At 68.2% G+C, this 13748-nt stretch carries 1 protein-coding gene (cut by a window edge); it reads right to left on the bottom strand.

Going from position 1 to position 13748, the window contains the following annotated elements:
• Positions 1-13748 carry the beginning of a non-ribosomal peptide synthase/polyketide synthase gene (locus AC5Y30_RS21970; protein WP_499920948.1) on the bottom strand. It extends 17446 nt beyond the left edge of the window, so only the first 13748 of its 31194 coding nucleotides appear in the window; its start codon is at positions 13746-13748; the stop codon falls past the left edge of the window.

Below are 13748 nucleotides of genomic sequence, written 5' to 3'. Positions count from 1 at the left end.
AGCAGTGACCGCAGCTCTGCCGTGGTGATGGCTGCCACCGGCTGGGCATCGTCGAGCATGAATCCGATCCGCGTGGCCGGCAACGCCGGGTCGATCGGCAGGTAAGCAGCTCCCGCCTTGAGGATCGCCAACATCGCCACGACCGCCTCGGCCGAACGCTCCACCAGCAGGGCCACATACCCGCCGGGGCCAACACCGTGACCAACGAGCAACTGCGCCAACCGGTTAGCGGCTACATCGAGCGCGCGGTAGCTCCACGTCGCCTCACCGCAACTGATCGCCACCGCGTCCGGCGCGCGCATCGCCTGCGCTTCGAACAGGGCCGGGATCGAGGCCGCCCCGGCCGGCGGCTGGGCCAGCACCGCACGGTTGGCGCGCTCATCAAGCCACGCGCGCTCGCGCTCGTCGAGCAGATCCACCGACGACAGCCGCAGCGTCGGGTCGTCGGTCATCGCCATCAGCACGCGCTCGAACCGCCCGACCAACGCGACGATGCTGTCCGCATCGAAGACATCGGTCCGAAACTCCACGGTTCCGCCGATTCCGGCGGGCTCACCGCCCTCGGTCCAGCGTTCGGCCAGCGAGAACTCCAGGTCCATCCGGGCGGTTTGGCTGTTCACCGGCAGGGGTGTGACACGCAGCTTGTCCAAGGTCAGCCCGGCGGCGGGGTCAGCGCTGACACCGGGCAGGTTCTGCCAGGCCAACATCACCTGAATCAGTGGGTGATGGGTCATGCTTCGGGTGGGGTTGAGCCGCTCCACCAGCACCTCGAAGGGCACGTCTTGATGCTCGTACGCGGTGAGGCTGCGCCGCCGGATCTGTGACAGCAGGTCGGCGAAGCTGGGGTCACCGGCCAGATCGACCCGAAGAACCAAGGTGTTGACGAAGAAGCCCACCAGCTCATCCAGGGCGGGATCGGGCCGCCCCGCGATCGGGAAGCCCACGGCCACATCGCTGCTGGCGCTGATCTTGGACAGCAGCACCGCCAGGGCGGCTTGTACCAGCATGAAACTGGTCGCGTTGTGCTCGCGAGCCACGCTTTCCAGCCGGCGCTGCAGCTCCGCCGGCCACTGGACCGCCACACTGGCGCCGCGCTGGTCGGCCACCGGCGGGTAGGGCCGATCGGTGGGCAGCTCCAGGCGCTCGGGCATGCCGGCCAGCGCATCCTGCCAGTAAGCCAGCTGCGCGGCGATGCGGCTGTTGCCGTCGTCGAGCGACCCAAGCCGCTCGCGTTGCCACAGCGTGTAGTCGGCATACTGCACCGCCAACGGCGCCCACCCGGGGGCCTGCCCCGCACACCGGCTGGCATACGCCACCCCCAGATCACGCACCAGCGGCGTCAGCGACCAGCCGTCGGCGGCGATGTGGTGCACGACGGCGACCAGCACATGTTCGTCATCGGCGACCCTGAAAAGGCATGCGCGCATGGGGATTTGGGCGCCGAGATCGAACCGGTGGCCCGTCACGGCCGCGATGGACTCGGCCAGCTGGCCGTCCGGCCATCCGCCGGCGTCAACGACCTGCCAGCCGAAGTCCGCCCGCTCGATGGGGACGACGACCTGTTGCGGCACGCCCTCGACCGCCGGGAACAGCGTGCGCAGGCTTTCGTGGCGGGCCACCACGTCGGCCAGCGCCAGCCCCAGCGCGGCGGCATCGAGCTCGCCGTCCAGCCGCAGCGCCGCCGCGATGTTGTACATCGGTGAGGGGCCTTGGAACTGGTCGAGGAACCACAAGCGACTCTGGCTGAACGACAGCGGGACCAGCGCAGGCCGCGCGCCCGCGACCAATGGCGCGACCCTGCCGGCATCGCCGACGATGCGCGGTGCCAGCTGGGCGATCGTGGGCGCCTCGAACAAGGTACGCACCGGAAGGCCGGCGTCCAGGCTGGCGTTGACGGCGGCGATGACCCGCATCGCGGACAACGAATCACCGCCCAGGTCGAAGAACGAGTCGTCGACCCCGACGCGCTCGAATCCGAGGACTTGCGCGTAGATGCCGGCCAGAATCTCCTCGACCGCGTCACCGGGGGCGCGATATCCGCCCGCGGCGTAGTCGGGTGCCGGCAGGGCGCGGGTGTCGAGTTTGCCATTGGGGGTGATCGGCAGCGCCTCGAGCTTCACCACCGCCGCCGGCACCATGTAGGCCGGCAGCCGCTCGCCCAGGACGCTGCGGGCCGCGGCCGGGTCGGCGCTGCCCGTGACGTAACCCACCAGGCGCTTGTCGCCGGGGCGATCCTCGCGGGCGATCACCGCCGCCTGTTCCACCCCGTCCAGCGCGGCGAGAGCCGAACGCACTTCCCCGAGTTCGATGCGATACCCGCGGATCTTGACCTGCTCGTCGACGCGCCCGAAGTACCGCAGCTGCCCATCGGCGCCCCAGCACACCAGATCACCGGTGCGGTACATGCGTGTTCCCACGCCGCCGAACGGGCATGCCACAAAGCGCGTCGCGGTCAGGCCGGCCCGGCGCCAGTACCCGAATCCGACGCCGCGGCCCGCCAGGTACAGCTCGCCGACCACCCCGCCGGCCACCGGACGCAACCACGCGTCCAGCACGAAAAACGCCGCACCCGCCACCGGCGAGCCGATCGGAGGGGCCCCCGACCCCGCCCGCAAGGGTGTGCTCTTGGACAACCACATCGTCGTCTCGGTCGGACCGTAGACGTTGACCATGACCCGGCCCGGTGCCCACCGATCCACCAGCTCGGGCGGGCACGGCTCGGCACCGATCACCAACGACGTCGACGGCAAACCCTCAGGTGGCAGCATCGCGACGGCCGAGGGCGTTTGGGTAAGGACGCTGACCTGCTCGCCGACCAATAGTGCGTGGAACTCTTCGGCGGAGCGCGCCACCGCGTCGGGCACCACCACCAGGCGTCCACCGTTGAGGAGCGCACCCCAGATCTCCCAGACCGAGAAGTCGAACGCATAGGAGTGGAACTGTGTCCACACCTGCCCCGGCGCCCCGAGATCCACGCCGAGGTCCAGACCGTCGAATAGCTGGGCGACGTTGTGCTGAGCGACCGCCACCCCCTTGGGCATCCCGGTGGTGCCGGAGGTGTAGATGATGTGGGCGGTCTCATCGGGGTGAGGTGCCGGCGGCGCGGTCAAGGGCTGAGCGCCGACAGTGGGGTCATCGACATCGATGACCGTCAGGCCGAACCCGCCGAGGCGCTCGGCCAAACCAGCGGTGGTGATCGCGGCGACCGGGGCGGCGTCGCCAACCATGAACTCGATGCGCGCGCTCGGTAGCGCCGGGTCGATCGGAAGATACGCGGCCCCGGTTTTGAGCACCGCCAAAATCGCGACGATCGCCTCGGCCGAGCGGGGAAAGAGCAGGACCACCGACTGTCCGGGGCCCACACCGCGGTCAATCAGCAAGTGCGCCAACCGGTTACCGGCCTCGTCCAGCTTCCGGTAGGTCCACGACTGCTCACCGCACACCAGCGCCACCGCGTCGGGCGTGCGCCCCGCCTGCGCGGCGAACAAGGCCGGAATCGACGCTTTGCGCCCCGGCCGGCTCAACACCGCCCGGTTGCCCCAGCGATCGAAGCGGGCGTGCTCGGCCTCGGTGACCACATCGACCGACGACAACGACCGCCCCGGATCGGCTGTCATCGCCGTCAACACCATCCGGAATCGTTCGACGAGCGCCTCGACGCTGGCCGCATCGAACACATCGGTGCGGAATTCCACCACCCCGCCGATCCCGGCGGGCGCGCCGTCGTCATCCCAACGTTCGGCCAACGAGAAGGTGAGGTCCATGCGGGCGGTCTGGGTGTCCACCGGCAGGGGCGTGGCTTCCAGATCGCCCAAGGTCAGCCCGGCGGCATTAGTGTCCTGCCAGTCGAAGTTCTGCCAGCCCAACAACACCTGTACCAACGGGTGATTGGTCAGGCTGCGGGTCGGGTTGAGCCGCTCGACCAGCAGCTCGAACGGCACGTCCTGGTGCTCGTAGGCGGCCAGGCTGCGCCGGCGTACCTGCGCGAGTAGCTCGGCGACCGTGGGGTTCCCCGTTAGATCGACGCGCAGCACCAAGGTGTTGACGAAGAAACCGACCAGCTCATCGAGCGCGGGGTCGCGGCGCCCGGCAATCGGGAAGCCCACCGCCACATCGGTGCTGCCGCTGATCTTGGACAACAGCGCGGCGAAAGCGGCCTGGACCACCATGAAGCTGGTGGCGCTGTGTTCGCGGGCCATCCGATGAACCTGCCGCTGCAATTCGGCAGGCCAGTCCACGCTCAGCCGGGCGCCGCGCTGATCGGCAACCATCGGATATGGCCGGTCGGTGGGCAGCTCCAGGCGCTCCGGCATCCCCGCCAGCGCATCCTGCCAATAGGCCAACTGCGCGGCGATGGGGCTTGCGCTGTCGTCGACATCGCCGAGCTGGTGACGCTGCCACAACGTGTAGTCGGCGTACTGCACCGCCAACGGCTGCCAGCCCGGGGTCTGTCCCGCACATCGGCTGGCGTACGCCATCCCCAGATCCCGCACCAGCGGGGTGATCGACCAGCCGTCGGCGGCGATGTGATGCACGGCGGCCGCCAGCACGTGTTCTTCAGCGCTGATTCGGAACAACCGTGCCTGCAACGGAATCTCGTTCGCCAGGTCGAACGGGTGCCGAGCGACGGCTTGCATCGCCTCGCTCAGTCGGCCTTCCGGCCACCCCGCGGCGTCGACGACCTCCCACCCGAAGTCCGCTTGCCCGGCGGCAAGCACGATCTGCCGAGGTGTGCCCTCGGTCGCCGCGAACACCGTGCGCAGGCTTTCATGACGGGCCACCACATCGGCCAGCGCGGCACCCAGCGCGTCGGCATCCAGCCAGCCGGTCAGCCGCAATGCCATCGTCATGTTGTAGACGGGCGAGGGCCCCTGGAACTGGTCGATGAACCACAACCGGTTCTGCGCGTACGACAACGGGACCACCGCGGGCCGCTCCCCGGCCACCAATGGTTCCAAGCGACGCGCATCCCCACCGATGTAAGGCGCCAATTGACCGACGGTGGGCGCCTCGAACAGGGTGCGCACCGAAAGATCGGCACCCAGGCCGGTGTTGATCGCGGCGATCAAACGCATGGCCGACAGCGAATCGCCGCCCAGGTCGAAGAACGACTCTGCGACCCCCACCCGCTCGAGCCCGAGGACCTGGGCGTAGATGCCGGCCAGAATCTCTTCGACCATCCCGGTCGGGGCGTCGTAAAGATCGGCATCCTGATACTCGGGTGCCGGAAGCGCCCTGCGGTCGAGCTTTCCCGAGGAGGTCAACGGGAACTCGTCGAGCACGACGATGTGCGTCGGCACCATGTATTCGGGCAGCCAGGCGCTCAATCTCTGACGGATCGCGCTGATCTTGGTGTTGGTATGGGGTTCGTTGTGGGTGCCGCGCTGGGCCGCCCGAGGCAGATAGAGGTCCGTCAACGCCGGGGTGCGCTCACCGTCGACGGGAACGACGAAAACGGCATCCAGCGTTCCGGGTTGGGCCCCCCACGTGACGGCCGCGTGGTATCCGGTGTCTTCGCCTACACGATGCAGCTGTTCGGCGGTGGCCGCATCGGGCATGCCCTGGGCGAGAGCGTCGGCCAACGGCAACCCGGCCGCCAGGCCGCGCTCGATGCGGACGTCGCTGATCACTCCGGTGCGGGGAATCTCGGCAATGCGCACCGCGGCGGGGCGCTCGGCGAGCAATCGCGTCCGCAGCCCGTCCAGGCCGCCGCATTCCGTCCACGGCCAGCTGGGCGCAACGGCCAGTGAGCGCACCGATGCGGGGGTTTTGTGGATGACGACGTCGTAGCGGTACCGGTTGAGTTCGTTGTCGGCCAGGCCGCGTTTGACGTGGATCTCGAGGCCACCCACCGACGGGTGGTCGGCGGCCAAGGTGGTGAAATACTCTGGCGCCAAGAGCAATTCGGGTTCGCCGAGCACGGCATGCTTGACGCGCCGGCGGACCTCGGCGGCGTCGCCGGCGTCGGCGCGGGCCAGCGCGACGGCGGTTTGGAACGCGCCCTGCAGGCTGTGGTTGCGGACATCGCCGAGGAACAGCGCGCCGCCGGGGGCCAGTAGTTCGATGGCGTTGTCGATGACCTCGGTCAGATACCCCGCGTTGGGAAAGTACTGGACGACCGAGTTGACGACGACGGTGTCGAAGCGGCCCTGCGGCAGCGTCTCGGTGACGTGTGCCGGCTGCGCCAGCAGTCGCACCCGATCGCGCCACGAGATCTGCGACGACTCGAGCGAACGGCCCAGATTCTCGATGACAACCGCCGACATGTCGGTGGCGACATACTCTTCGCAGTGCGGGGCGATCTGTGACAACAACAGCCCGGAGCCCACGCCGATCTCCAACACCCGCTGTGGTCGCAGGGCCTTGATCCGGTCCACGGTGGCCGAGCGCCATTCGATCATCTCTTCGAGCGGAATGGGGTCACCGGTGAGGCTGCTGTTCCAACCCCGGAAGTCCATGCCGAAGTCCGGCACCTCCGCCTCGGCGCCGTAGAGCTCGTCGTAGAGCTGGTGCCACTCTTCGACGATTTCGACGTCGCCGTCCGACGCGGTGGTGTGTTTGAGGGTGATGTAGGCGACAAGGTGGTCGCCGGTGTCGCCGTGGTGCACGGTGGCGGCGGCCTGCGCCACCTGTGGGCACGCCAGCAGGGTGTTCTCGATTTCACCCAATTCGATGCGCTGCCCGCGCAATTTGATCTGGGCGTCGGCGCGGCCGACGTACTCCAGGGTCCCGGCCGACGTCCACCGCACCAGGTCACCCGTGCGGTACAGGCGCGACCCGGGTTCGCCGTGGGGGTTGGCCACAAATCGTTCCGCGGTCAACTCGACCCGGCCCACATAGCCGTGCGCCAGCGCGGGGCCGCTCAGGTAAAGCTCCCCCAGCACACCGACGGGCGTCGGATTCAGGAAGCCGTTGAGTACCAGCGCACGCACCCCCGGGATCGGCGCCCCGATGGTGACCGGCTGCCCCGCCGACAGAGGGGCGCAGGTCACCCAGATGGTGGTCTCGCTCGGACCGTAGCCGTTGAACATCTGCCGGCCCGGCGCCCACGCGGACACCACCTCCGGCGGGCAGGCTTCACCGACAGCGACCAGCGTGCCCAGCTCGCCCAGGCGGTCGCGATCCAGCGACCACAACACCGTCGGAGTCAGGATCGCCGCGTTGACCCACTGCTCCTGGAGCAGGTTGGTCAAGGCATCGCCGGCATACACCTGCGGCGGCGCTACCACCAGCGTCGCCCTGGACGCGGCGGCCAACAGCAACTCGCCCACCGACGCGTCGAAGGTCGGCGTGGCCACCATCAGCACGCGTGCGCCTGCGTCCAACCCGAATAGATTGCGTTGCGCCGCAGCCCAACCCAGCAGGCCGGCGTGGCTGACCGCCACGCCCTTGGGGGCGCCGGTGGACCCAGAGGTGAAGATCACGAAGGCGGTGTCATCCGCCCCGAGCGCCGCCGGCCGATCAGCGTCGGTGACCGGGTCCGCGCTACGCCCGGACAGGTCGAGGGTGTCGACGCGCAGCACCGGGCGCGCCCCTGACCCGGGTACGGTGTCACCGCCACAGGTCAACACGCATGCCGCGGACACCGTGTCCAACAGCGTGGTGATCCGCTCGACCGGATGGGCCCGATCCACCGGCACATAGACACCGCCGGCCTTGACCACCGCCCACCAGGCCACGACCAGTTCCAGGCAGCGGCCCATGGCCACGCCCACCGCGCGCTCCGGACCGACGCCGGACTCGATCAACACCCGTGCCAGTCGCGTCGACCATTGGTCGAGCTCGCGATACGAGACGGCCCGGCCGCCGTCCAGCGCCGCGACCGCGTCCGGGTCGGCGCTCACCGCCGCCGCCAGCAACTCCGGGGCCACCCCGACCGGCGCCACCACCTGAGCACCGGACCACCGGGACAACACCAGTTCCCGCTCAACGCGATCGAGCAGATCCACCGTCGACAGCGGCCGGGTGGGATCTGCGGTCATCGCTGCCAACACCCGCTGCATCCGCCCGATGAGCGCCTCGATCCTGGCCGCGTCGAAGACATCGGTGTCGTACTCGACGCGCAGGTCTATCTCGCGCCCCGGCAGCGCTTCCATGGTCAACGGGTAGTGGTTGTATTCGAGGTTGGTGAATTCGGTGATGGCCAACGCGTCCCCACCGGCGTCCGACGGCACGACGGTGTCGATCGGGTAGTTCTCGTACACGAAGAGCGTGTCGAAAAGCTGTTCATGGCCGGTGACGCGATGAATGTCGATCAGCGCCAGGTGCTGGTGCTCGAGCAGATCGTTGTGGGTGCTTTGCAGCTGGGCCAGCAGGTCTGCGGTGGTGGTCGTCGCCGTGATCCGTACCCGCACCGGCACCGTGTTGATCAACAGTCCGACCATCGACTCGGCGCCGGGCACTTCGGACTGGCCCGCCCGGGAGCGCGGGGTGCCGAACGCGACGTCGTGTTGACCGGTCAGTGAGGTGAGCAGCAGCGCCCAGGCGCCCTGCAGCACCGTGCTGACGGTGGCGTGGCAGGAGCGCGCCAGCTCCGTGAGCGCCTGCGTGGTCGGCTCGGGCACGCTAGCCGATGCGAAGCCCCGCCGCCCCCGTCCCAACCGATCCGCAGGGCCGACGAGCGTGGGAATGTCGAAGCCTTCCAACGCATCACGCCAGGCCGCGCGGGCGGCGTCCAGGTCGCGGTCGGCCAGCCAGATGAGGAAGGTGCGATACGAGACCGTGGCGGGCAGCGGCTGCTCGTAGTAGCTGGCGAATATCTCCCGCAGCAAGATCGGCAGCGACCAGCCATCCACCAAGATGTGGTGAAAGGTAAGCACAAACCGGTGCCGGCGCTCTGCGGTGCGAATCAGGGCGGCGCGGAAGACGGGGCCGCCGGCGAGGTCGCGGACCGCGTCGCGCTCGGCGGCGGATATGTCGTGGATCAAGTCATCCGCGTCGGCATGGTCTGACATGACGTCGCCGCCGGCGGCACGAAGGTCGACAAACCGCCACTGCGCCGCGGGATCGGCCGGGATGACTTGCACCGGCTCGTCGAACTGCGTGCGAAACCGCGCCACCAAGTGGGGATGTCGGTTGACCACCACGTGCACCGCGTCGCGCAGCCGGTCGGGGTCAAGGGCGCCGCTGAGGGTGAAATCAAGCTGCAGCGCATACATTTCGTCGTCGCTGCCTTGCGCCGTGCTGGCGTGAAAGAGCAGCCCCTGTTGCAAGGGGGCCAGCGGCAGCACGTCGGCGATCCGCTCTTGCCGGCAGAGCTCGTCGATCTGCTGCTGGCTGAGGCGAGCGGGTGCGATGTCGGACGGCGTCAGCCCGCCCCCACCGGCCCGCACATGCGCGCAGATAGCGGTCAGTGCGTCAAACCACAACTGGCTCAACCGGTTAACCGCCGTGCGATCAAGGGCCGAGGGCGCCCACGTCCAATCGACGTGCAGATACGGGCCGGTGTCGGCGTCGACGGTGCCGGCGTTGAGTTCCACGGTGTGCGCCAGCGGCATGGGAGTCGCCCCGGCCGCACCGGTGAGCGACCAGCCTTCCCGGCCGAACCGCCACCCGTCACCGGAGCGGTCGCCCGCCGGGGCGCCAAAACGGCCCAGGTAGTTGAAGCCGATCACCGGATCCGACCCGCCCAGCTCGACGTCGGGGGTCAGGTAGCGGAGCAGGCCGTAGGTCAGCCCGTGGGGCAGGGCGCGCAGCTGTTCCTTCGCATCCTTGAGTACCGCCCCCAAGGCCGCCTCGCCGGCGAGCACCTGACTCCAGCGCAAGCCGCCGACCCCCAACGACACGGGGTATTTGGTGGTGAACCACCCCACCGTGCGCGACAAGTCCACGTTCGCGCCGAACTCCTCGTGACGCCCATGGCCCTCGACGTCGATGGCGATCGGCGCGCCGCCGGTACCCACAAACTCCGCCGCCGCCAACGCGAACGCGATCAACAGGATTTCGTGCACCCCGGCGTGAAACGCCGCGGGCACCTCGCCGAGCAGCATCCGGGTCGTCTCGACATCCAGGTCCAGCGAGAGTTGCCCGGCCGTGGCGTAGGTATCCCGTTCGGGTTGCACGGCGGGCAGCGCGGCCGGGAGCGCCGCCGGCCGCCGCCACGCGTCGGCCAGCGCGGCGATCTCGGGGCTTCGCGCTTTGTGGGCCAGCAGCGCCGCCCAACTGACGAAGGACGTGCCCGTCACCGGCAGGTCGACGGGCTGGCCGGCGCGATGCTGAGCCCAAGCGATGTTGAGGTCCTCCAGCAAGATCCGCCACGACACCCCGTCGACGGCCAGATGGTGAATGATCACCACCAACTGGCCGGTGGAGCCGACCCATAGCGCGCTGAGCATCACACCGGCCGCCGGATTCAATTGCGAGCGCGCCCTTTTCAACGCCTCATCGGAGAGCGCGGGTACCGACGACAGACACGCGCCGGCATCTGCCGAACCCGCTTCGGGCACCTGCAACGACCAGCCCCCCGCGCCGTCGTCGTCCACCCGCAGGCGCAACATGGGGTGCCGATCCAGCAGTGCCTGCAGCAGCACGACGACATCCGCCTCGGTCGCGCCGGCGGGCGCCAGCACCACGACCGTCTGGTTGAACTGTTCTACCGGGGCGTCGACGTCCTGCAGCCAGCGCATGATCGGCGTGGCTACCAGCGGCCCGATGCCCTCATCGATCGGGCCGGACTCGCGGTCGGTCACCGCGGCCACGAGGGCCAGCCGGGCCACCGTCTGCTCGACGAAAACGTCGCGCGGGCGGCACAGTAGGCCCGCGGCACGGGCTCGCGCCACCACCTGCATCGACAGAATGCTGTCGCCACCCAGCTCGAAGAACGAGTCGTCGACGCCGACGCGCTCGAGACCCAGTACCTCGGCGTAGATGTCGGCCAGGATCTCCTCGACGGCGTTGCCCGGCGCGCGGTAATGGTCGGCGTCCTGATACTTCGGTGCCGGAAGGGCGCGGACGTCGAGCTTGCCGTTGGGCGTCAGGGGCAATGCATCCAATGCCACTACCGCCGCGGGGACCATGTGGCCGGGCAGCCGCTCGGTCAGCGCGGCGCGGATCGCTGTCGGGTCGACAGCGCCCGTGACGTAACCCACCAGGCGTTTGTCGCCGGGGCGGTCCTCGCGCGCGAGCACCGTGGCCTGCTGCACTCCGTCCAGCCCGGCGAGCGCCGCCTGAACTTCGGCCAGTTCGATGCGGTATCCGCGAATCTTGACCTGCTCATCGGCGCGCCCCACATACCGCAGCTGCCCATCGGGACCCCAAGACACCAGATCGCCGGTGCGATACATCCGCATCCCCGGCTTGCCGAACGGACACGCCACAAACCGCGATCCGGTCAGCCCCGCCCGTCGCACATACCCGTACGCCACGCCTCGACCGGCCACGTACAACTCACCGACCACGCCCGCCGGCACCGGGCGCAGCCAGCCGTCCAGCACGAACAGTGCGGCTCCCGACACCGCCGCACCGATCGGCGGTGTCCCCGATCCCGCCGCGAGCGGCGCAGTCATCGCCGCATACACCGTGGTCTCGGTCGGACCGTAGGCGTTGACCAGCACCCGTCCCGGCGCCCATCGATCCACCACCTCGGCCGGGCACGGCTCACCGCCCACCAGCAACGCCGTCGACTCCAAGCCTTCGGGTGCGAGCACCCCCACCGCTGAGGGCGTCTGAGTCAACACGCTGACGTGTTCACCGACCAGCAAGGCATGAAAGTCCTCCGGCGAGCCCGTCACGTCTTCGGGCACCACCACCAGCCGTCCCCCGTGCAGCAGCGCGCCCCAGATCTCCCATACCGAGAAGTCGAAAGCGTACGAATGACATTGCGTCCATACCTGTTTCGGTGGCAGGCCCGCGGTGAGGGAGTCGAGCAGCTGAGCCACGTTGTGCTGGGCGATGGCCACCCCTTTGGGCGCCCCCGTGGTACCCGAGGTGTAGATGATGTGGGCCACGTCGTCCGGCGCCGGCGCCGGCAGGCTCGTCGACGGCTGATCGAAAATCGTGGGGTCGTTCACGTCGATGGCCCGCAGGCCTTGCCCCTGCAGCCGTTCGGCCAGCCGGGCGGTGGTCAGCGCCGCGGCCGGCTGCGCGTCGCCGAGCATGAACTCCAGCCGCGCCGCCGGCACCGCGGGATCGATGGGCAGATAGGCGGCTCCGCTCTTGAGCACCGCCAAAATCGCCACGATCGCCTCGGCCGACCGCGGCAATAACAGCGCCACACACGCGCCAGGCCCGACCCCGTTCCCGGCCAGCACGTGTGCCACCCGATTGGCGGCCTCATCCAACTCCCGATAGCTCAAGGAGCGCTCACCGCACACCAGCGCCACCGCCTCCGGGGCCCGCAGCACCTGCGCCCCGAACAACTGCACAACCGAGACCGCCGCGGGAGCCGGCTCGGTCAACAGCGCACCGTTGCCCCACCGATTCAGGCAGGGCTCCTCGGCGACAGCTAACGCGGTTATCGACACGAGCCGCCGGGTGGGCAACTCCGCCATTGCGGCCACGATCCGTTGCAACCGGTTTGCTAAGTCCGCAACATCAAAGTCTGCGAATGGGCGCCCGGTGCCAAGGGAGCTGAGCAGATGCTGATCACCGAATCCGAGGAAGAAAAAACCGAAATTACCCACCGGCCCAAAAGTGGTGTATTCCGCGGTTCCAGGCGTATCAGCGAAGCTGAGATTGATCCTGCCCAGGATGTGATTGACGACCACACGATTCGCCGCTTGCCGTGGATCACGAGAGTTGCCTTCACCGTCCAGAACCTGCACCGGAAACCGCTGATGGCGCAACGTTTCTCGGATCCGGGAATCGACGTGCTTGCAGAAGTCGGCGACCGAGGATCGCGGCGACGTCTTCAAGACGAGCGGTACAACCCCAGCCACCATTCCAGGCAGCAGCTTCGACTCAGGGCGGATGCGCCTGCTGACGGGGAAGTCGAGCACCACCTCTTCGGAACCGTTGGCGGCGAACCCGTGCACCAGTAGAGCACACGCCGCGGTCAGGACCGACGATCGACGGATGCCCAACGCTTTTGACAGCGTCTTGATTTGCCCGGCGACGGCCGAATCCAGTTGCGCAGGGGCGGAAGGCAAATAGGAATTGCGTTCGGAGGTCGCTTGGGGCAATCGATAATCCGGCTCGCTGCCGGAGGGAAGGTTCTGCGCCCAATACGCTTGATCGTCCAGATAGTCGGCGGACTCTTCGTATCGCAGCTCTTCGCCAACCAATTCCTGCAGCGTTCCGAAGAAGGCAGGAGAAACGTTTGTGCCAGATGCCAGTGCGGAATACACGGCCGCGATCCGGCGACCCAATAGCGAAATGCCCAATCCATCGATGACTATGTGATGAAAGCATCCGAGCCAGTAGTACTCGTCGGTTCCGGTTTGGAACAACGCGAATTTGAACAGCGGCCCGGTGAGCGGCAGCGGTGTCTGTTGGATTGACAATGCCTTCTCGCGGGCTTCATGCACGGGATCGTGCGAACCGGTCAGGTTGTAATAGTCCAGCTCGACATCCGGATAGTCGATAACCTTTTGGAAGACTTCGCCGTCCGTCTGAAAGAATGTCGCCCGAAGTGTTTCGGCCTCGCCCACCACTCGCCGAATCGCGCGCTCTAACAGAGCACGGTCCAAGCTGCCCTCGATCCGCACCAGCACGCCCAGCTGCCACTCGGCGTCGAAGTGACTGGTTTGCTGCGCAAGCCAGATGGCCATTTGGCCCCGCGTCAACGGAAGGACACGCTCGGCATCGCCCAT

The sequence above is a fragment of the Mycobacterium sp. NGS27 genome (assembly GCF_059813005.1).
This window is presented reverse-complemented; position numbering and strand designations above follow the sequence as displayed.